The sequence below is a fragment of the Streptomyces sp. NPDC030245 genome (genome assembly GCF_055572995.1).
On the sequence record NZ_JBVICF010000013.1, the window covers coordinates 161,851 to 180,623 of the forward strand.

The following is an 18,773-nucleotide window of genomic DNA, read 5'->3' on the forward strand; positions in this document are numbered from 1 at the left end:
GCCGCTGACCCTACTCCTGGCCGTAGGCTCGGAGACAGTCGCACGAAGGAGGAACGGGTGCCCGTAGAGGTCACATGGTGGGGTCACGCCACTTGTACGGTCGAGGACTCGGGCGTCCGCGTGCTGACCGACCCGCTCTTCGCCCGCCGGTTGGCGCATCTGAGGCGTCGTAGGGGCGCACTGCCGCCGCCGCGCGCCGCCGTCGCCGACGTCGTGCTCCTTTCGCATCTGCACGCCGACCATCTGCATGTACCGTCGCTCGCCCGGCTCGTGCCGGGCACCCGGGCGCTGGTCCCGCGCGGGACGGCGCGGTCGGTGCCGGGCCTGGCCCGCCGGCTGCCGCACCTGCGCTTCACCGAGGTCGTCCCCGGCGACGAGGTCCCGGTCGGTGATCTCGTCGTACGGGTGGTGTCCGCGCTGCACGACGGGCGGCGGCTGCCCGTGGGCCCGCACCGGTCGCCCGCCCTCGGCTATGTGGTGGACGGGGAGGCGCGCACCTACTTCGCCGGGGACACCGGTCTTTTCGACTCGATGGCCGAGGAGGTGGGCTCCGTCGACGTGGCGCTGCTGCCCGTCGGCGGCTGGGGTCCCTATCTGGGCCACGGGCATCTGGACGCGGGCCGTGCCGCGCAGGCGCTGGCCCGGCTCGCGCCGCGCAGCGCGGTGCCGGTGCACTACGGCACGTACTGGCCGATCGGCATGGACGCCGTGCGTCCGCACGAATTCCACGCGCCGGGCCACGAGTTCGTACGGCAGGCGGCCCTGCTCGCCCCCGAGGTGGCCGTGCACCGGCTCGCGCACGGGGAGAGCGTGCTGCCGGAGGTGTCCAGGTGATGCTGGCCGCGGCGGTGCAGGTGTCGCCGGAGAGTACGCAGCAGGCGGTCGGCTATCCGTCGCTGTTCCTGCTCGTGGTGATCGGCGCGCTGGTCCCGGTGGTGCCGACGGGCGCGCTGGTCAGTTCGGCGGCGGTGGTGGCCTTCCACCAGACGGCGCCGTTCGCACTCCTTGTGGTCTTCGCCGTCGCGGCGCTCGCGGCGTTCCTCGGGGACATGGCCCTGTACTGGCTGGGGCGGCGCGGCATGCGCTCGAAGAACGGCTCGCGCTGGCTCGCGGCGATACGGGACCGGGCGCCGGAGGAGCGCCTCGCGCAGGCGCAGGCCAAGCTGGCGGACCACGGCGTGATGGTCCTCGTACTGTCGCGGCTCGTCCCCGCGGGCCGTATCCCGGTGATGCTGGCGTGCCTGATGGCGAAGATGCCGCTGCGTCAGTTCGCCCGCGGCGACGTGCCGGCGTGCCTCGCGTGGGCCGTGACGTACCAGCTGATCGGCATCCTGGGCGGGTCCCTCTTCAAGGAGCCGTGGGAGGGAGTGGCGGTCGCGGTGGCGCTGACGGTACTGATCAGCGTGGCGCCGGCCGTGTGGCGCAAGGTCCGGCGGGCCCCGGCGTAGACGCCGGGGCCGGGGCCGTCGCCTACGCGCCCGCGTGCAGGTGGCCCGCCCAGAGCGACGGCGTCGCCGGGTAGCGGTCGCGTATCGCCCGGATGGTGTGGTGCAGGGCCGTGGCGGACCGTGCGGGGGTGAGCGCCCCGCCGGGCGGGCCGGTGGTCAGGTGGGTGTAGAAGGACTCGGCGATGTCGGCGGCCAGGCGGTCGCCGACCGGCCACAGTGTCCCGATGACGTGGGGGAAGCCCGCGAGCTGGAACGCGCTGGTGAGATGGATGGCCTCGTCCAGCAGATCGAAGCTGCCGGGGTCCGCGGTACCGCAGGCCGAGAGGTAGGCCAGCTGTGCGTGGGTGAGGTTCAGCCGGGCCAGCGCGGCGACGGTCAGCGGGGTGGTGGCGTGGTCGTTCAGGAGCAGGCGGCTCTGTGCGGGGTCGGCGTGGTCGCTCTCGGCGTGACAGGCGAAGTGGGCCACGGTGTACCGCGGGAGGCGGGCCAGGACGGTGTCCGTGGTCGGGGTCCCGCGGCTCGGCGGGGGCGGGGCGCCGTCGGCGGTGGGGCCGGGTGCCGTGAGGTGGACCGGGCGGGGCAGCAGGGGGTGGATCCGGCGGGCCTCCTCGGCGGCGTACTCCAAGGGGCTGAGACCGGGTGTGTTCGGCATGGCGACGATCAGGGACCCGGGCTCGTCGGTGGGCGGGGGCAGGCGGCGGCTCCTGCGGGCGTGGCGCAGGGCTCGGACGGTGGGCGTGTAGGAGGAGATCACCCGGTCCAGGACCGTGCGGCGCGGTGCCGCGTCGCCCTGGTCGGTGTGGAAGCCCGCCGCGTGCAGGGGCAGCAGTCCCAGCAGCCCACCCGGCGCCCACCACACCCGCGGCAATTCCCCGGGCTCCGCGGCCATGCCGGGCGTCGCGGCCAGGGCCGACAGAACCGGCTCCGCGGCCGCCTCCCAGAGCCATTCCAGTACGCCGCGCAGGGACCGCTGCGCGGCGATCCGGTCGCCGTCGGGCGCCGTCACCTCACCCAATGCCTGGTGGAAGGTCTCCAGTTGAGGGTAGAGGGCCTTCTCCGTGAGGCGGGGCAGGGGGCACGAGGTGATGCCCTCGCCGGTGAGGAGGAGCGCGTCGCTGCGGTAGCGGCTGACGTTGTACGTCACCACGGGGCCGTGGGCGGCCTCGCCCAGGAGGGCGTCGAGGGTCGGGGGCAGTCCGAAGCCGGTGAAGCCTTCGAGGGCCCGGATGCGGTCCATCAGCTCCTCCAGCTCGGCCGCCACGCGGTGTCGTTCGTGGCCCGCGCCCGCGGCCGCCCCCTCGGCTGCGGTCTGCTCCTGGTCCAGCAGGTCACGCAGCTCGGCGAAGCGCGAGGCCAGTTCGGGGTGGTGGACGTGCAACTCGGACAGGTCGTCCCGGGTGTCCAGCGCCTGGGACAGGAGCACGGCCCGGCCCGCCTCCACCAGGCGCAGCGCCCGCGCGGCCCGTTCCGACGCGGTGCCGCCGGGGGCGGACAGGGCCAGGGCCGCCGCGTCGGCGGCGAGGTCGACGGCGTCGGTGCCGAGGGCGTGCTGCTGGTCGCCCCGCCGCAGGCGGCGCGGTGCCACCTGCGGCAGCATCAGTACGGCCCGTTCCAGGAGCGCGGCCGCCCGGCCGGGGTCCGAGGGCGCGGCCAGGCGCGCCGCCCCGCGCGCCGCACGGATACGTATCCACGGTGGAGCGGCGGCCGATTCGGCCGCGTCTTCCCAGACGGACCGCTCCTCCGCCGAGTCGGCTGCCGCTCCGGTGCGCTCGTACCGCAGCCGCAGGGCGCTCGCGAGGTTCATCAGGGCGCCGGCACGGTGGGGGTGGTCCGCGGGCAGCACCCGGCGGGCCGCGCGGCCCGCCTCCACCGCCTCGTCCAGGTCGCGCGGGTCCCCGCCGCGCTCGGACCTCGTCCGCAGGGCGATGCAGAGGCTGACCAGGTGCATGCTCCGGAGGTGGCCGTCGGGAGTGAGCCTGCCGGCGGTGCGACTCGCCTCCACCGCCGCGTCCAGGTCGCCCGGGTCCCCGCCGTGCTCGAACCGCAGCTGCGAGGCGACCGCGAACTCGGCCAGGTACGCCGCGCGTCGGGGGTGGCCGTCGGGGACGATCCGCAGGACGGCGCGCCACGCCTCCACGGCCTCGTCCACGTCTCCGAGGTCCCCGGTGCGCTCGAACCTCATCCGCAGGCAGGCGCCGAGGCCCGCCAGGCGTTCCGCGCGTTCGGGGTGCCGGCCGGGGGTGGCCCGGACGGCGGCGCGGCCCGCCTCCACGGCCTCGTCCACGTCCGCGAGCGTCCCGGTGCCCTGGAAGCGGAACCGCAGGGCGGAGCTGAGGCCGGTCAGGCTCACGACCCGGTCGGGGTGTCCGTCGGGTGCCGCCCGGACGGCGGCGCGGCCCGCCTCCACCGCCTCGTCCACGTCCGCGAGCGTCCCGGTGCGGTTGAAGCGGTCCAGCAGGACGAGGCAGAGGTTGGACAGGAAGCCCGCGCTCCGCGCGCCGGCCCGGACGGCGGCGCGGCTCGCCTCCACGGCCTCGTGCACATCGGTGAGCATCCCGGCGTGCTGGAACCGGGACTGTAGGGCGACGGCGAGGTTGGACAGGAAAAGGCTCCGGCGGGGGTCCTCCGCGCGTGCGGCCCGGACGGCGGCGCGGCTCGCCTCCACCGCCTCGTCGATGTCGCCCGGCTCGCCGTTTCGTTGGAACCGCGCCCGCAGGGCCGCACCGAGGTTGGTCAGGTGCTGGGCCCGCTCGGAGTCGTCCTCGCCGCCGCCCCGGGCGGCGGCGCGGCCGGTGGCCACCGCTTCGTCCATGTCCCGCACGTCACCGGTGTGCTTGGCACGGTTCAGCAGAGCGGCGCAGAGGTTGGAGAGGTAGCCCGCGCGCTGCGGACGGCCGTCAGGGGTGGCCAGGACGGCGGCACGGCCTGCCCGCACCGCGTCGTCCGCGTCCGTCAGCTCCCCGCCACGCACGAACCGCGTGTCCAGGGCGGCACAGAGGAGGGAAAGGGTGTGCGCGTGACGCGGATGGCCTTCGGGCAGCCTGCGCTCGATACGTCGGGCCAGGTCCACGGCGATGTCCAGGAGTGCCGGATCGGTGGTGGTGAACGAGCGGGTGAGCAGGTCCATCAGGTCGGGCACCGCCCGCTCGGCGACGGCCGGGCGCAGGGACTCCGGTACGGTTTCCTCCGCCGTGACGAAGCACTGCCCGAACAGGCGGACCGCCTCTTTCCACTCCCGTTCGGCCCGCGCCCGCGGGAGCGCCTGGGAGCGCAGGTAATGCAGCCAGGCCAAGGCGTGCGCGGCTTCCAGGTCACCCTCGGCGGCGAACGCCGCCAGATCGCGCGCGGCGGTCAGCGCGGCCGGATCCAGGGCGTGGGACAGGCCCCGCCTGTCGCCCGCCCGTTCCACGCAGCTCCTGACCGCTGCCAGCAGCCTTTCGCGCTGTCCCATCAGGCCCCCTGTCGATGACGGCTCGTCAACCGGCAAGGCTAGATCGACTGTTGCCGCGGACGGGCGGCTTCGGACAGCATGGCCGCGTCAGTACGGACAGGGGGCTCGGAGTGGCGGAACAGCGCAGCGGTGTCGACACGAGGGTGCGGGAGGGGATCGCCCACGTCTGCGAGCGTCTGGAGCGTATCCGTGCGGACCTGGAGACGTACGCGACCGGGGGCGCCGCCCCCTTGGAGCGCCTCCTCGCCGACCTGCGCGCCGGAGAGGACCCCGCCCGCGCGCTGGACGCCCTGCACGAGGCGCTGCTCGCGGCGGGCGACGCCGTGGGCGTGCACGGCGGCGCCGCCCGGGGCATGACCCCGTTCGGGGTCGACCCCGCCCTGCCCGACGAGCGGGTACTGCTCTGTCCGACGCGCCAGTGTTCCCGGATCGCCTGGCCCGACGGCTCCGCCGCGCCGCGCTGCCGCGTCAGCGGCCGACCCCTGCGCGGCGAACGGCTGTAGCGCGGTGAACGGGTTCCTCGGCGCACTGGGGCAGAAGCTCGCCGAGCGCTGGCTCACGTTGCTGGTGCTGCCCGGGGCGCTCCTGCTCGCCACGGCCACCGTCGCCGCTTCCCTCGGCCACGCCCACGCCCTGGACCACCGGCTCCTCGTCGACCGGATCGGCCGGTGGGCCCAGTCCCCCGTCGCCTCCGAGATCGGCGGGCAGGTCGTGCTGCTCGGCGCGGTTCTCGCCGCGGCCGGGGCGGCGGGCCTTGCCGCCCAAGGGCTGGGTTCGGTGCTCCGGCGCGCCGTTCTGGCCGCCGGGTGGCGGGTCTGGCCGCGTCCGTTCCGGCAGTGGGCGTACGGACGCGTCGTACGCCGCCGGGCTCGCTGGGAGGACGCCGCGCTGCGCTACCGGCACCAACTGGACGCCGACGCCCGGTTCCTGGCGCTGCGGGGCGAGCGGGCCGACCCCGCGCCGCGCCATGCGGCGCACCGGGCCGTGCGGCGCGTCGGCGTGGAGGAACCGGACCGGCCGACGTGGAGCGGCGACCGTGTCCACGCCGTCGCCGTCCGCCTGGAGCGCGACCACCACCTGGACCTGCCGGTGCTCTGGCCGCACCTGTGGCTCATGCTGCCCGAGACCACCCGCGCGGAGATCACCGCCGCCGAGCAGGCGCTCACGCGCGCGTCCACGCTGGGCGGCTGGGGGGTGTTGTACGCGCCGCTGGCGGTGTGGTGGTGGCCCGCGGCGCCGGTCGCGGGGGTGCTCGCGCTGACCGCGAGGTCCCGGCTCCGCGGCGCGGTCGAGGCCTACGCCCAGTTGCTGGAGGCCGCCGTCCGTCTGCACGCCGTCGAGCTGGCCGGTCAGCTGGGCATCGAACACGGCGGCCCGTTGGACCAGACCCTGGGGGACGCGCTCACCCGGCAGCTGCGGAGCTTCGATCCAGCACGCGCGACGCACCGACCGGCAGGTCCCACAGGTCCTCGCGCGGCCGCCCCGTCCGCTCCCACGCCTCGCGCACCCGGGTGAGCGGTTCGAGGACCGGCTCGGCGGAGAGCAGGAAGGTGCCCCAGTGCATCGGGGCCATGCGGCGCGCCCCCAGGTCGGCCGCCGCGCGCACCGCCTCCTCCGGGTCGCAGTGCACGTCGCGCAGCCACCACCGCGGGTCGTATGCGCCGATCGGCAGGAGGGCGAGGTCGATGCCGGGGTAGCGGGCGCCGATGCGCTCGAACCAGTGGCCGTACCCGGTGTCGCCCGCGAAGTAGACCCGCTGCCCCCGCGCGTCCGTGAGCACCCAGCCGCCCCACAGCGTGCGGCACGTGTCGAGGAGGCTCCGCTTGGACCAGTGGTGCGCGGGCACGAAGTCCAGGCGCACCCCGCCGAGTTCGGCGCCCTCCCACCAGTCGAGCTCGGTGACGTCGACGAAGCGGCGCCGGGTGAACCAGCGGCCGAGCCCCGCGGGGACGAGGACGGGGGTGTCCCTGGGGAGCCTCTTCAGGGTCGGCCAGTCCAGGTGGTCGTAGTGGTTGTGGCTGATGAGGACCGCGTCGACCCGCGGCAGGGCGCTCCAGGCGACGCCGACGGGCGTGACACGGGCCGGAGTGCCGAGGATCTTCCTCGACCAGACCGGGTCGGTGAGGACGGTGAGCCCGCCGATGCGGATGATCCAGCTGGCGTGCCCGGCCCAGGTGACGGCGACGGTGCGGGCGTCGACGTCCGGCAGCGGCCCGGGTTCGAAGGGCAGCAGCGGGATGTCGGCGAGCCCTTCGGGCCGGGGCCGCAGCGCGCTCTCGCGGGCGAACCGGGCGAGGCCGCGCAGTCCGGGCAGCGGGGCGGTCAGCCGGTCGGCGAAGGACCGCGGCCATACGCGGGGTCCGCCGGGCGGGGACGTGTGGGGGTGGGAACGGACGTGGTGGTGTCGGGTCTTCTGGGTCTGCTGGGTCTGCTGGGTCATCGGGGCGGCTCCATTCGCCGGTCTGCTGCACGGAGGTCTTCGAAGGCCGATCCGAAGGTGCTGAGCGCTGTTCTCACGTGCGGCAGGTCCAGGGGGTCGGGTGCGGTGAGGGAGGACAGGCGTTCCGCGGGCGTGGAGCCGAGGAGGGGGCCCGTGGACAGGCGTACGCGCAGGGCGTCCATGTCGTCGCCGAAGCGGTGGCCGCCCGGGGCGGGCATGCCGAGCCGCCCGGTGAGGAAGTCCTCCAAATCCTGCGCGTCGCCGACGCCGCGCGCGGCGAGCGCGGACCGCAGGGGGCCCAGGTCGGCGTAGAGGTGGCGGCCCGCCTGCGGAGGTCCGGTGAGGGCGCCGACGGCGAGGAGGGCGCGCCGCGCGGCGGCGGCCACGCGCGCGTGGAGCCGGACGGTGGCGGTGAGCCGGTCGGTGATCTCGTCCGGTTCGCCGAGTGCGTACGAGGCGGCGGCCGCCGCGGGGGCGGCGAGGGTCGCGCCGAGCGCGGTGAGGACGTCGAGGGTGCGGGCGCGCAGGGCGGCGCCCTCGGCGGTGGCGGGGAAGCGAGCCACGGCGGCGGGCAGCGCCGGGGGCAGGAACGGCCCGGCGAGGTCGCAGAGGACGGTCACCCGCTCGTGGTCCATCTCGGCGGGGCCGATCAGGACGGTGTCGTGCGGGTCGTGGAGGGTGTCGCGCCAGGTCTCGTCACTGACGATGTGCAGGCCCTCGTCGACGGCCGCCTCGACGGTCTCGTGGAGCACTTCGGGGGGCGGGACTGTGGCGGTCGGGTCGTCGGCCACGGAGAGCACGAGGAGCCGGGGTGTGCCGCCCTCGGCGCGGACCCGGCGGACGGTCTCCAGGAGGGCGTAGGGGTCGGGGACGCCGCCGCATTCGGCGGGCGTCGGCACGTGGTAGACGCCGCGGCCGAGCAGCCGCGCCTGGGGCGCCCACCAGGCGGGGCAGGGGCGGGGCAGCAGGACGTCGCCGCCGAGGGCCGCGGTGAGGGCGAGCAGGAGGGGCGGGGCGCCGGGGGCTGCGGCGGTCCGGTCGCGCTCCACCGGCAGGCCGCGCCGGGTCCAGTAGCCGCACGCGGCGTCGAGGAGCACGGGGCCGCCGCCCGCGGGCTCGCACGGGGAGCGGCCCGCCGCCGCGGCGGCGGCCGCCGCCAGCTCGGGCAGGACCGGGAGGCCGGGCTCCGGCGGGTGCGGCCCGTACCGGACGGGGCCGCGGCCCTCGGTGTCGGTCCGCCGCATCCGTACCTCCGTGCACTCGCGTACCTCTGTCCTGGTCATGCCCCGTCGCGGGGGTGTGAATCCAGCACGCGCCGGGTCGGCGCCGGGGCATCGCCGTACGGGTCCATCACAACGCGGTGCCCTCTCCCGCGCCCGCCCTGGCCTCCGCCCGGGTGAGCGTCCCGGGGCACGCGCGGAAGGCCCGAACCGGTCGTCCGCCCCGGTTCGGGCCGTACCGTCTCTGTCTTCTGTGCGTGTGCTCAGCGGGCCAGGGAGACCAGTTCGCGTTCCAGGCCGCGGCCCTTCGTCTCGACCAGCGCGGCCGCGACGTCCGCGAGCTTCCTGTTGGTCGTCTGCGATATCCGCCGCAGCACCCCGAAGGCGGCTTCCGCGTCGCAGCCGAGGACATGCATGACGATCCCGGACGCCTGGTCCACGACGGGCCGGGTCCGCATGGCCGTGCCCAACTGGTCGAGTTCGGTCAGCGCGGCGCGGTAGTACCGGTCGCGCACGAAGCTCGCCGTGGCGAGGTCGCCGAGCGCCTGGGCGGGCCCGTGGCCGGGGTCGTCGAACGCTCCGGGACGGAAGCTGAAGAGGCTCAGGGTGACGGTGAGTCCGCCACGCCTGAAAGGCAGCGTGACGCTGGAGCGGACGCCGGAGTCGAGGGCCATCGCGCGGTACTCGGGCCACCGCTCGTCCCGCAGCAGATCGTCGGCGCCGACCGGTGTGCCCCGCTCCTCGGCGGCGGGGATGGGCCCGTCGCCCGAGTTCAGCTGCACCGAGACGAGCCCGGCGAGGTCGGGGTGAGTGACCGCGGTGGGGTGCTCGTCGCCGCCGTCGGAGACCGTCGTGCTCGCACCGCAGCAGGCGGGGGTGCAGCGAACGGCCTGTTCGGCGAGTTCGGAGAGCCTGCGGCCGGGCAGGGACGACTCGGGTCGAAGCAGGTCCGGGTCGGGCATCGGCGCCATGACGTGTACCTCCTCTGTCCTTCGGCTTCCCGTCAAGCCCTCCGGGAAACTGCCGCAGCGGCTAGGTTCGACGCATGTCTCAGATGGAGGAGTTCGGTGAAGAGCTCGCGGATTTTGTGCGCCGCATAGCGGAGTTGAAGTCCGCCCGGTCCGTCCCCGCCGGCGACCTCAGCACCGTGCTCGACGCGGCGATCTTCGAACTCGAGCACGTGGCCGACCGGTTGTGGCCCACCTACCGGCGGCTCGCCGTCAACGGGCGGTGGGACGACACCTCCTCCGACCGGGACGAGCAGCGGCTGCTGCGCTCCCTGTTCCAGCGGCTGCCGCTGCCGGTCGCGCTGGTCGACCGGGAGACCGTGGTCCGCCGCATGAACTTCGCCGCGACGGGCCTGACCGGGGTGCGCGCGGGATACGCGACGGGCCGGCCGCTGACCGGGTTCCTGCTCCACGCGGACCGGGTCGCCTTCCGCTCGCAGACGGCCGCGGTCGCCCGCGGCGAGGGCGACCGCAGCCTCAACGTCCACCTCCAGCAGAGCCCCGGCGCGCCGGTCCGCGCGACCCTCACGGCGCTGCGGCCGGGCACCGAGCCGCGGATGGCGGTCCTCGTCGTGCTCCAGCCCGCGGCCGACCGCGTGCAGCGGGGGCCGAGCGCGCCGGGTCCGGCCCCCGACCTCGGCGAGGCGACGCGGCACGCGGCGCAGCTCGACCTCATGGACGCCATGACGTCGGCGCTGCTGACCGCGCCCGAAGGGGACCGTGCGGCCGTCCTCGAACGGGCGGCGGCGGTCCTGCACGGGCGGTTCGCCGACTGGGTGATCGCCGACGAGGGTGCGGCGCGGCCGCGGCGCACGACGGTGCTCGGGCCGCCGGACGGCCCGGTCGCCGACGTGCTGGCGCAGGACCCCGCCGCGTCCCCCCTCGTCATGGAGGCGGCACGCGGCGGGGCGGCGTCGCTTCAGGTGCGCCCGGAGGACCCGGACGGCTTCGGCAGGGACGCGTCCGGCGCGCACGTCCTGATCCGCGCCGAGGTCACGTCCCTGCTGTGCGTGCCGCTGACCGCACGCCCGCGGGGCCCGGTGGAGGGTGTCCTCACACTGTTCCGCAGCGGTGCGCGGCTGGCCTTCTCGATGGCGGAGGCGCGGGCGGTCGACGTGATGTCGCGGCACGTGGCGCTCGCCATGCGGCGCGGCGCCGCCGACCGCTGAGGCGTCAGGCGGCGTCCCGCATGACCTGGTCGCGGAGCCGGTCGCAGCAGCGGCTGATGAGCCGTGAGACGTGCATCTGGGAGATGCCCATCTCGTCCGCGATGCGGCTCTGCGTCATGTCGCCGAAGAAGCGCATGTAGAGGATCTCCCGCTCGCGCTCGGGCAGCTCCGCGATGCGCGGCTTGACGGCCTCGCGGTCGACGACGACGTCGAGCGCGGGGTCGGGGCCGCCGAGCGCGTCGCTCAGCGAGTAGCCGTCCTCGCTGCCGGGCAGTTCGGCGTCGAGGGAGAGCGCCGTGAAGCTGTCGAGCGCCTCCAGGCCGGCCTTCGCCTCCTCCTCGCTCATCTGCGCGTGCTCGGCGATCTCGGCGACGGTGGGGGCGCGCCCGGAGACCTGGGAGAGGTCCTGGCGGGCGAAACGTACGCGGTTGCGCAGATCCTGGACGCGGCGCGGCACGTGCAGGGTCCACATGTGGTCCCGGAAGTGCCGCTTGATCTCGCCGGTGACGGTCGGCACCGCGTAGCTCTCGAAGGCCGTGCCGCGCTGCGGGTCGTAGCGGTCGACGGCCTTCACGAGGCCGAGGGCGGCGACCTGCCGCAGGTCGTCGAGGGCCTCGCCGCGGTTGCGGAACCGGCCGGCGAGCCGCTGCGCCATGGGCAGCCAGGCCCGGACGAGCTCCTGGCGCAGGGCGTCCCGTTCGGGTCCTGGTTCCATCTCGACGAGGCGGGCGAAGCCTTCCGCCGTGTCCGGGGCGTCGTCGTGCGGGTGCCGCTTGGACCTGGTGGCCACTGCGGTGGTGTCGTGGGATCGCATGGTGCGTCGCAACTCCCTCGTGGGGTGCCTTGGGATGGACGGTCACCGTGGGAGTGCGTGACGGAATCACTGCGGGGCACACCCCGGGTCGGTACGGGGGCACACCCGGGGGGCGAGCGACGCGATCACTCCCACGGACGTGCCTCCTGTCCGAAGCACTCCCTTCCGCCTGCCCCCGGCTTCCGGGAGCAAACACCCGGAGGTTTCTCTCCGGTACGGCCGGACACCCGGACGTGACCCCCGATTCCCGATCCGTCCGGAGGGCTCCGTCATGAGCGTCAAGGTCGCCGATCACATTCTGGAGAGGCTGCGCGCCTGGGGCGTCGAGCAGGTCTTCGGCTATCCGGGTGACGGCATCAACGGTCTGCTCGCCGCGTGGGGCAGGGCCGAGGACCGGCCGCGCTTCGTGCAGGCGCGGCACGAGGAGATGGCCGCCTTCCAGGCCGTCGGGTACGCCAAGTTCGGCAGGCGGCTCGGTGTGTGCGTGGCGACGTCGGGTCCCGGGGCGGTCCATCTCCTCAACGGGCTCTACGACGCGAAGCTCGACCACGTGCCGGTCCTCGCCCTCGTCGGGCAGACGGACCGCAGCGCGATGGGCGGCTCGTACCAGCAGGAGGTCGACCTGCACACGTTGTTCAAGGACGTGGCGGGCGACTTCGTGGAGACGGTGACGGTGCCCGAGCAGCTGCCGAACGTCATCGACCGGGCGATCCGCACCGCGTACGCGCGGCGCTGCCCGACGGCCGTCATCGTCCCCGGTGACGTCCAGGAGCTGGAGTACTTCCCTCCCCCGCACGCCTTCAAGATGGTCCCCTCCAGCCTGGACCGCAGCAGCTGGACGGCGATGCCGTCGCCGACCGCACTGGAGCGCGCCGCGGAGGTCCTCAACTCCGGCGACAAGGCGGCGATCCTCATCGGCCAGGGAGCGGCGGGGGCGCGCGCCGAGGTCGAGGAGATGGCCGAGGTGCTCGGCGCGGGCGTGGCGAAGGCGCTGCTCGGCAAGGACGCGCTGAGCGACGACCTGCCGTACGTCACGGGGTCGATCGGCCTGCTCGGCACCCGCCCCAGCTACGAGCTGATGCGGGACTGCGACACCCTGCTGACGATCGGGTCGAGCTTCCCCTACTCGCAGTTCCTGCCGGAGTTCGGCTCGGCGCGGGGCGTGCAGATCGACATCGACCCGCACATGGTCGGGATGCGTTATCCGTACGAGGTGAATCTCGTCGGCGACGCGCGGGCGACGCTGCGCGAACTGATCCCGCTCATCGACAAGGACCGGCGCGAGGTCTGCCGCGAGTGGTCCGACGAGATCCGGGCGAACGTGACGCGCTGGAAGAGTGTGATGGAGAGCAGGGCGGCGCTCTCCGCCGACCCGGTCAACCCGGAGTACGTGGCGCGCGCCCTCGACCCGCTGCTGCCCGACAACGCGATCATCACCGCCGACTCCGGCTCGGTGGCGAACTGGTACGCGCGCCACCTCACGGTCCGCGGCGACATGCGGGCCTCGCTGTCGGGCACGCTGGCCACGATGGGGTGCGCCGTGCCGTACGCGATCGGGGCGAAGTTCGCGCATCCGGACCGGCCCGCGGTGGCCCTGGTGGGGGACGGCGCGATGCAGATGAACGGCATGGCGGAGCTGGTGACCGCCGCCAAGTACCGGCATCGCTGGGACGATCCGCGGCTGGTCGTCGGCGTGTGGAACAACCAGGACCTGAACCAGGTGACGTGGGAGATGCGGGCGATGGAGGGCGCCCCGTCCTTCCTGCCCTCGCAGTCCCTGCCGGACGTGCCGTACGCCGAGTTCGCCCGCTCGATCGGGCTGACCGGCATCCGGGTGGAGCGCCCCGAGGACGTCGAGGACGCCTGGCGCGCCGGTCTCGCGGCGAACGGCCCCGCGGTGCTGGAGTTCCGCACCGACCCCGCGGTCCCGCCGATCCCGCCGCACGCGACGTGGGACCAGCTGGAGTCCACGGTGACCGCCATGCTGAAGGGCGACGCGGACCGCGGTTCGATGCTCAAGCAGGGGCTGAAGGCGAAGGTGCAGGAATGGGGCCGCCACTAGGGGGCCCGCTGGAGGGCGCCGCGCGCGACAGTGCCGCCCGGCCGTTCTTGAGGGGGCCCGGCGGCACCGTGCTGCCGCGTCACGCGGTGCGGCGCCGTATGACGTCGTCCGGGTTCTTCGCGGGCGGCAGCAGCAACTCCTCGTACCGCCCGAGTGCCAGGACCACGCCCAGCATCACCAGCGGGATGAATACAGCGAGTACCGCCATGACCCCTGCCCTCCCAGTCGGTGTGGGGGGTGTCGCGGGCCGGGTCTCCCCGGCCCGGCGGCGCAAACCTCCCCGAAAGGGCATGGCCGCGGGGCTCAGGGGTACTGCGGCGACAGCACCCGACGAACGTACGAAGGACATCTGCGGGAGGGGCCCAGCCATGGCCGATTACGTGAGGGAGGTCATGACGCCGGGCGTCGTGGCCGTCCGCCCCGACGCTTCCCTCGTGGAAGCGGCACAGCTGATGCGCGCCCAGGACATCGGGGACGTCCTGGTCGCCGTGGACGGCCAGGTGCTCGGCGTGCTCACCGACCGGGACATCGCGCTGCGCGCCGTGGCGGACGGCGCCGATCCGCTGACGGTCAGCGCCCAGGCCGTCTGCACGCCCAACCCGGTGGTGGTGGGCCCCGACGACGCGGTGTCGGCCGCGGTCGGCCTGATGCGCGACCACGCGGTCCGGCGGCTGCCCGTCGTCGAGGACGGCCGGCCGGTGGGGATGGTGAGCCTCGGCGACCTCACGCCGGGCCGTCACGACGAATCCGTGTAAAAGTCCTCAAGGGCGGCAAAAGGGTAAAAGGGTCTTGTTACCACTCGCTTGGTACCACCCTCTTGGGACGACCCGTGCAGAGCATCGGATGGAGAGAAAGGACAACCCGCCATGCCGCAGCGCATCGCGTTTCTCGTGGCGCCCGAGGGCGTCGAGCAGATCGAACTCACCGACCCGTGGCAGGCCGTCAAGGACGCGGGCGACGAGCCCGTCCTGGTGTCGACGGACTCCGGCGAGGTGCAGGGCTTCAACCATCTCGACAAGGCGGACACGTTCCCCGTCCAGGAGGTCGTGGGCGAGACGCGGGCCGACGCGTTCGGCGGGCTCGTGCTGCCCGGCGGCGTCGCCAACCCGGACTTCCTGCGGATGGACGAGAAGGCCGTCGCGTTCGTCCGGGACTTCTTCGAGCAGGGCCGGCCGGTGGCGGCCATCTGCCACGCCCCGTGGACGCTCGTCGAGGCGGACGTGGTGCGCGGCCGGACGCTGACCTCCTGGCCGAGCCTGCGGACCGACATCCGCAACGCGGGCGGCACCTGGGTCGACGAGCAGGTCAAGGTCTGCGACGGCGGCCCCAACACGCTGATCACCAGCCGCAAGCCGGACGACCTCAAGGCGTTCTGCGAGGCGTTCCTCGCAGAATTCGCCAAGGGAGCCAAGGGAAAGTAGCCCGGAAGGGCCGCCGCCCCCGGGCGGTGCGGGCCGCTTCCAGGCGGCTCAGGTCGCGGTGGCCAGGCGCAGGGACGTCGGGTCGCCGTGACCACCGTCGGCGGTGCGCACGGGTTCCCCGGCCGCGGCGTGCACGTGTTCCCCGGCCCACCAGTCGGCGTCGCCGTCCTCGATGTAGCGCAGCAGGATGCCCTCGCGCAGCGCCCACGGGCAGACCGTCACCGTCTCGATCCCGGTCAGCTTCATGGCCGTGTGGGCGACGACCGCGCCGGCCACGCACTGTCCGGCGCGCGCCGCCGAGATGCCCGGCAGCTGTGCGCGCCGCTCGGCGGGCAGCCGGGCCAGTTCCCGGACCGCCCTGCCCAGTTCGGCTCGGCCCAACTGCCGCTCCATGAACGGGCCGTAGCGGCCGGGGGCCGCCCCGCACAACCTGGCCAGCTGCTGGAACGTGCGGGACGTGGCGACGGCCGTGTGCGGCATCTCCCAGCGGATCCGCGCGGCCACGTCACGCAGTTGGTGGCGCACCTGGCGCCGTACCGCCTTGAGGTCCTCCTCGCGGGGCGGGTCCTGGCCGTCGAAGAGCTCCCGTGTCAGCCGTCTCGCCCCCAGTGGCAGCGAGGCCGCGTAGTCCGGCAGGCGGCTGCGCCCGAAGGCGACCTCCAGGGAGCCGCCGCCGATGTCGAAGAGGACCAGCGGCCCCGCGCGCCAGCCCATCCACCGCCGGGCGGCGAGGAACGTCAGCTCCGCCTCGGCCTCACCGGACAGGGTGCGCAGCCGGACCCCGGTCCCCGCCGCCACCGCCTCAAGGACCTCGGACCGGTTCGGGGCGTCGCGCACGATCGACGTGACGAAGGCGAAGGGCTCGGTCACGCCCCACCTCCGCGCCTCCTCCTGCACGTCGCGCACCGCGGCGACCAGCTGCCGCACCGGCTCGTCGCCGAGCCGGCCGTCCTGGTCCAGGTGCTCCCCGAGCCGTAGCCGTCTCTTCACCGTGTGGACCGGCAACGGCACCTGCCCGTCGGCGTCCGCGACGACCAGGCGCACCGTGTTCGATCCCACATCCACCACACCGACTCTCATGGACATCAGGTTCCCTGTGTCGCGAGGGGGTCACACCCCGCGGCCCATGAGGTTCAGCAGCTTCGTCTGCGCGTCGGCGTCGGGCGGCGGCTCCACCGCGGGGGCGAAGAGTCCGCTCTTCGCCAACTCGTCGGCGTACGGGGCGACTTCACGCACCGCGAAGTCGACGAGGTCGTCGGGGAGCGTCTCGTCGGCGCCGATCGCCCGGGACAGGTCCCAGGCGTGCACCACGAGGTCGACGGTCATCTGCCCGCAGTAGAAGGTGCTCGACGCGTCCCCGGAGGAGAGGTGGACGATGCGGTGCAGGGCGCCCGGCTCGTGGAAGGCGGCCCGGGAGGCGGCGGCCGCGGTGTCCCAGGAGGCGATCCGGTCGTGGCCGAGCATGTCCCCTTCGAAGAGGTCGCCGACGGACTCCATGGTGGCGCCGTCGCGGACCAGTGGCGGCACCCACAGCTGTTCGGCCGTGAGGTGGTTCACCAGGTCGTGCACGGTCCAGTCGGTGCAGGGGGTGGGGTCGTCCCACTGGTCGGCGCGGACGGCGTGCACGCGGTCGGTGAAGAGGTCCAGTGCCGCGCCGTGCCGGTCCAGCAGGTGCGGGTCCGTCTCGCTTGCGGAACGGTCCGTCATGAGCCCGTCGTTCCCCTCTCCCGCGCGCCTTCGCGGGTCCGTCCGCCCGCCACCGACCGGTGCGGATGGCGGCGCAGATACTCGCCCTCCAGCTGGGCCATGCGTTCGTTGTGGGCCCGCAGGGCGTCGCTCGAGCCGTGCAGCAGGGTGGTGTGGCGGGTGCGGTGGATCGTCTCCAGCTCCTTGATGAGCTGCTGGTCGTCCAGCCGGCTCGGCTCGACTCCGTTCATGGCGCGCTCCCATCGCTGTGGTCGTCTCGCTCCCTGCCCTCCCGGGTACCCACTGGGCCCGTACTACCCAGGATGCACCGCACACGGTTCGCGCGCGCTCCCGATGTGTGACAGGTGTCCGCGCAAGCGGTGCGAAGGGGCCCGGGAAATGTCCTGAAACAGCGGTTCCCGCAGGGGAGGCAGGGGGCCCTGTTCCGGCGTCCATCCGGTCGGCAGAGCTTCGCCCACCGGAAGGACCACCCCTATGCCCCGCTCCGCTCCACGCCGCCGTCTCTTACCGCTCCTCGCACTCGCTGCGGCCGCCACGCTGCTCCCCGGCCTCACCGCGACACCCGCGTCGGCCGCGCCCCGGCAGGACACCGAAAGCCGCCCGCCGGCCCGGTTCACGCACCAGACCCCGCAGTGGCAGCGGTGCGGCTCCGACACACCCGCCCGGTTCCGGTGCGCCACCATCAAGGTGCCGCTGGACTACCGCGACCCCGGCGGCACCACCATCGACCTCGCGATATCCCGGATCGCGGCGCGGGACGCCGGCAAGCGCCGCGGAGTCCTGCTCTCCAACCCCGGCGGTCCCGGCGGCCCCGGCCTCGACCTGCCGCTCGCCCTGTCCAAGGACATGCCACGGTCGGTGACGGACCGCTACGACCTCATCGGGTTCGACCCCCGGGGCATCGGCAGGAGCGCGCCCGTCAACTGTGGGCTCACCCCGGCGGAGCGCGAGTGGCCGCGCCACTACCGGCCGTTCGGCGAGAGCGTCACCTGGGCGAGAACCGTCGCCGACAAGTGCCGCGCACGGGGCGGCGCCGGACTGGCGCACATGACGACCCGCAACACCGCCCGCGACATGGACGTCCTGCGGGCCGTCCTCGGCGAGCGGAAGATCTCCTACTTCGGCGTCTCGTACGGGACCGCCCTCGGGGCCGTCTACACGCAGCTGTTCCCGCACCGCGCCGACCGGTTCGTCCTCGACAGCGCCGTCGACCCGAAGCTCATGTGGCGGAAGATGTTCCAGGTCTGGGCGCCGGAGGCCGAGCCCGCGTTCGCGCGGTGGGCGCGGTGGACCGCCGAGCACGCGTCGACGTACCACCTGGGCAAGACCCCGGCCGAGGTCGCCGCGGTCTTCTGGGGCCTGGTCGAGCGGGCCGACCGCGACCCGATCGTCGTGGGCGGCGAGAAGCTCACCGGCACGGACATCCGCGCCTTCCTGCGGCGTGAGTTCTTCACCGTCCGCAGCGCCGCCGAACTCGTCGCCCTCCTCAGGGACGCCGCCGCGGGCAAGCCGGTCCCCGACTTCCCGTCCGCACCGGAGAGCCCGGACAACCTGCTGTCGGGGCTCTGGACCGTCGTGTGCGGCGACGCCGAGGCGCCGCGCGACCCGGAGACGTACCGCCGCGACTCGGTCCGTGACGCCGCCCGCTACCCGCTGTTCGGGGACTTCGCGTCCAACATCAATCCGTGCGCCTTCTGGGACCGGCCGGTGGAGCCGGTGACCAGGGTCGACAACCACGTCGGCACGCTGATTCTGCAGAACGAGTGGGACTCGCAGACCCCGCTGTCGACCGCGCGGGGCATGCACCGCGCGCTCAAGGGCTCCCGCCTCGTCACCGTCGACGAGGGCGAGGGGCACGGCGTCGCGTACGGCATGGCGGCGGGACCGGTCAACCGGTGCGCGCAGGACACCGCCACGGCCTACCTGGTCACCGGCGGGCTGCCGGCGAAGGACGTGACGTGCCGGGCCGCACCGGGCGCCGGCCGCACCCAGCAGACGTCGCCGGCCTTCGGCTGACGCCCGGCGCCGCGGCGG

Annotated in this window: 18 protein-coding genes; 9 read left to right on the forward strand and 9 right to left on the reverse strand. The window is 74.3% G+C overall.

The genetic code is table 11. The features are described 5' to 3' along the window. The first annotated feature begins 57 nt into the window (after positions 1–57). Both ACZ4Z4_RS31025 and ACZ4Z4_RS31030 read left to right on the forward strand, forming a co-directional pair. Positions 58–834 (forward strand): MBL fold metallo-hydrolase, encoded by a 777-nt coding sequence (locus ACZ4Z4_RS31025; protein WP_468334611.1) that lies wholly within the window; start codon positions 58–60, stop codon positions 832–834. Continuing rightward, positions 834–1,448, forward strand: coding sequence for a DedA family protein (locus tag ACZ4Z4_RS31030; protein ID WP_468334943.1), 615 nt, complete (start codon positions 834–836; stop codon positions 1,446–1,448). Before ACZ4Z4_RS31025 ends, ACZ4Z4_RS31030 begins: the two co-directional genes overlap by 1 nt. Positions 1,449–1,470: 22 nt before the next feature. On the opposite strand, the gene ACZ4Z4_RS31035 is transcribed toward ACZ4Z4_RS31030, so the two are convergent. Beyond that, positions 1,471–4,899, reverse strand: coding sequence for a CHAT domain-containing protein (locus tag ACZ4Z4_RS31035; protein WP_468334614.1), 3,429 nt, complete (start codon positions 4,897–4,899; stop codon positions 1,471–1,473). Between the two features lie 110 nt (positions 4,900–5,009). On the opposite strand from ACZ4Z4_RS31035, the gene ACZ4Z4_RS31040 reads away from it, so the two are divergent. Together ACZ4Z4_RS31040 and ACZ4Z4_RS31045 are read left to right on the forward strand one after the other, a co-directional pair. Beyond that, on the forward strand, positions 5,010–5,402 hold the full coding sequence (locus ACZ4Z4_RS31040; RefSeq protein WP_468334617.1) for a hypothetical protein: 393 nt from the start codon (positions 5,010–5,012) through the stop codon (positions 5,400–5,402). A gap of 4 nt (positions 5,403–5,406) precedes the next feature. Further along, positions 5,407–6,414, forward strand: a complete 1,008-nt coding sequence (locus ACZ4Z4_RS31045; RefSeq protein ID WP_468334620.1) for a hypothetical protein — start codon at positions 5,407–5,409, stop codon at positions 6,412–6,414. Here the strand turns inward: ACZ4Z4_RS31045 and ACZ4Z4_RS31050 are convergent. The 3 genes from ACZ4Z4_RS31050 to ACZ4Z4_RS31060 all read right to left on the reverse strand — a co-directional run bounded on the left by ACZ4Z4_RS31050 (position 6,302) and on the right by ACZ4Z4_RS31060 (position 9,521). Continuing rightward, entirely contained in the window at positions 6,302–7,339 is a 1,038-nt protein-coding gene (locus ACZ4Z4_RS31050; protein ID WP_468334623.1) for an MBL fold metallo-hydrolase, read from the reverse strand. The two genes, ACZ4Z4_RS31045 and ACZ4Z4_RS31050, sit on opposite strands and share 113 nt — an antisense overlap. Further along, positions 7,336–8,583: an aminotransferase class I/II-fold pyridoxal phosphate-dependent enzyme gene (locus tag ACZ4Z4_RS31055; RefSeq protein ID WP_468334625.1), complete on the reverse strand. Its 1,248-nt coding sequence runs from the start codon at positions 8,581–8,583 to the stop codon at positions 7,336–7,338. The genes ACZ4Z4_RS31050 and ACZ4Z4_RS31055 overlap by 4 nt, the downstream gene beginning before the upstream one ends. A 239-nt stretch (positions 8,584–8,822) precedes the next feature. Further along, on the reverse strand, positions 8,823–9,521 hold the full coding sequence (locus ACZ4Z4_RS31060; RefSeq protein WP_468334946.1) for an ANTAR domain-containing response regulator: 699 nt from the start codon (positions 9,519–9,521) through the stop codon (positions 8,823–8,825). 83 nt (positions 9,522–9,604) lie between these two features. On the opposite strand from ACZ4Z4_RS31060, the gene ACZ4Z4_RS31065 reads away from it, so the two are divergent. Further along, the gene (locus ACZ4Z4_RS31065; RefSeq protein WP_468334628.1) at positions 9,605–10,735 is read left to right on the forward strand and encodes a PAS domain-containing protein; all 1,131 of its coding nucleotides are present in this window, start codon (positions 9,605–9,607) and stop codon (positions 10,733–10,735) included. 4 nt (positions 10,736–10,739) lie between these two features. On the opposite strand, the gene ACZ4Z4_RS31070 is transcribed toward ACZ4Z4_RS31065, so the two are convergent. Then, the gene (locus ACZ4Z4_RS31070) at positions 10,740–11,549 is read right to left on the reverse strand and encodes an RNA polymerase sigma factor SigF (RefSeq protein WP_468334631.1); all 810 of its coding nucleotides are present in this window, start codon (positions 11,547–11,549) and stop codon (positions 10,740–10,742) included. A 271-nt stretch (positions 11,550–11,820) separates the two neighbouring features. On the opposite strand from ACZ4Z4_RS31070, the gene ACZ4Z4_RS31075 reads away from it, so the two are divergent. Next, positions 11,821–13,611 (forward strand): thiamine pyrophosphate-requiring protein, encoded by a 1,791-nt coding sequence (locus ACZ4Z4_RS31075; RefSeq protein ID WP_468334634.1) that lies wholly within the window; start codon positions 11,821–11,823, stop codon positions 13,609–13,611. A 79-nt stretch (positions 13,612–13,690) separates the two neighbouring features. Here ACZ4Z4_RS31075 and ACZ4Z4_RS31080 read toward each other — a convergent pair whose 3' ends face one another. After that, positions 13,691–13,819, reverse strand: coding sequence for a hypothetical protein (locus tag ACZ4Z4_RS31080; RefSeq protein ID WP_468334637.1), 129 nt, complete (start codon positions 13,817–13,819; stop codon positions 13,691–13,693). Positions 13,820–13,979: 160 nt separating this feature from the next. Here ACZ4Z4_RS31080 and ACZ4Z4_RS31085 point away from each other — a divergent pair, with 160 nt between their 5' ends. Both ACZ4Z4_RS31085 and ACZ4Z4_RS31090 read left to right on the forward strand, forming a co-directional pair. Further along, positions 13,980–14,366 (forward strand): CBS domain-containing protein, encoded by a 387-nt coding sequence (locus ACZ4Z4_RS31085; protein WP_468334640.1) that lies wholly within the window; start codon positions 13,980–13,982, stop codon positions 14,364–14,366. Positions 14,367–14,477: 111 nt separating this feature from the next. After that, positions 14,478–15,032: a type 1 glutamine amidotransferase domain-containing protein gene (locus ACZ4Z4_RS31090; RefSeq protein ID WP_468334643.1), complete on the forward strand. Its 555-nt coding sequence runs from the start codon at positions 14,478–14,480 to the stop codon at positions 15,030–15,032. Positions 15,033–15,080: 48 nt separating this feature from the next. Here the strand turns inward: ACZ4Z4_RS31090 and ACZ4Z4_RS31095 are convergent, their stop codons facing one another. The 3 genes from ACZ4Z4_RS31095 to ACZ4Z4_RS31105 are packed head-to-tail and all read right to left on the reverse strand — an operon-like array spanning position 15,081 to position 16,969. Next, positions 15,081–16,112, reverse strand: a complete 1,032-nt coding sequence (locus tag ACZ4Z4_RS31095) for a Ppx/GppA family phosphatase (protein ID WP_468334949.1) — start codon at positions 16,110–16,112, stop codon at positions 15,081–15,083. A gap of 30 nt (positions 16,113–16,142) precedes the next feature. Continuing rightward, a complete protein-coding gene (locus tag ACZ4Z4_RS31100; protein ID WP_468334645.1) occupies positions 16,143–16,739 on the reverse strand; it encodes a TIGR03086 family metal-binding protein in 597 nt (198 codons plus the stop codon). Next, a complete protein-coding gene (locus ACZ4Z4_RS31105; protein WP_362992962.1) occupies positions 16,736–16,969 on the reverse strand; it encodes a DUF6158 family protein in 234 nt (77 codons plus the stop codon). Before ACZ4Z4_RS31105 ends, ACZ4Z4_RS31100 begins: the two co-directional genes overlap by 4 nt. 244 nt (positions 16,970–17,213) lie before the next feature. Here ACZ4Z4_RS31105 and ACZ4Z4_RS31110 point away from each other — a divergent pair, with 244 nt between their 5' ends. Beyond that, positions 17,214–18,755 (forward strand): alpha/beta hydrolase, encoded by a 1,542-nt coding sequence (locus ACZ4Z4_RS31110; protein WP_468334648.1) that lies wholly within the window; start codon positions 17,214–17,216, stop codon positions 18,753–18,755. Positions 18,756–18,773 lie beyond the last annotated feature (18 nt).

What these genes read in the sequence shown, in the direction of transcription:
- ACZ4Z4_RS31030 (WP_468334943.1), top strand. Translation starts at nt 834, where the DNA reads ATGCTGGCCGCGGCGGTGCAGGTGTCGCCGGAGAGTACGCAGCAGGCG.
- ACZ4Z4_RS31035 (WP_468334614.1), bottom strand. Translation starts at nt 4,899, where the DNA reads ATGGGACAGCGCGAAAGGCTGCTGGCAGCGGTCAGGAGCTGCGTGGAA.
- ACZ4Z4_RS31050 (WP_468334623.1), bottom strand. Translation starts at nt 7,339, where the DNA reads ATGACCCAGCAGACCCAGCAGACCCAGAAGACCCGACACCACCACGTC.
- ACZ4Z4_RS31055 (WP_468334625.1), bottom strand. Translation starts at nt 8,583, where the DNA reads ATGCGGCGGACCGACACCGAGGGCCGCGGCCCCGTCCGGTACGGGCCG.
- ACZ4Z4_RS31060 (WP_468334946.1), bottom strand. Translation starts at nt 9,521, where the DNA reads ATGCCCGACCCGGACCTGCTTCGACCCGAGTCGTCCCTGCCCGGCCGC.
- ACZ4Z4_RS31065 (WP_468334628.1), top strand. Translation starts at nt 9,605, where the DNA reads ATGTCTCAGATGGAGGAGTTCGGTGAAGAGCTCGCGGATTTTGTGCGC.
- ACZ4Z4_RS31070 (WP_468334631.1), bottom strand. Translation starts at nt 11,549, where the DNA reads ATGCGATCCCACGACACCACCGCAGTGGCCACCAGGTCCAAGCGGCAC.
- ACZ4Z4_RS31075 (WP_468334634.1), top strand. Translation starts at nt 11,821, where the DNA reads ATGAGCGTCAAGGTCGCCGATCACATTCTGGAGAGGCTGCGCGCCTGG.
- ACZ4Z4_RS31080 (WP_468334637.1), bottom strand. Translation starts at nt 13,819, where the DNA reads ATGGCGGTACTCGCTGTATTCATCCCGCTGGTGATGCTGGGCGTGGTC.
- ACZ4Z4_RS31085 (WP_468334640.1), top strand. Translation starts at nt 13,980, where the DNA reads ATGGCCGATTACGTGAGGGAGGTCATGACGCCGGGCGTCGTGGCCGTC.
- ACZ4Z4_RS31090 (WP_468334643.1), top strand. Translation starts at nt 14,478, where the DNA reads ATGCCGCAGCGCATCGCGTTTCTCGTGGCGCCCGAGGGCGTCGAGCAG.
- ACZ4Z4_RS31095 (WP_468334949.1), bottom strand. Translation starts at nt 16,112, where the DNA reads ATGAGAGTCGGTGTGGTGGATGTGGGATCGAACACGGTGCGCCTGGTC.
- ACZ4Z4_RS31100 (WP_468334645.1), bottom strand. Translation starts at nt 16,739, where the DNA reads ATGACGGACCGTTCCGCAAGCGAGACGGACCCGCACCTGCTGGACCGG.
- ACZ4Z4_RS31105 (WP_362992962.1), bottom strand. Translation starts at nt 16,969, where the DNA reads ATGAACGGAGTCGAGCCGAGCCGGCTGGACGACCAGCAGCTCATCAAG.
- ACZ4Z4_RS31110 (WP_468334648.1), top strand. Translation starts at nt 17,214, where the DNA reads ATGCCCCGCTCCGCTCCACGCCGCCGTCTCTTACCGCTCCTCGCACTC.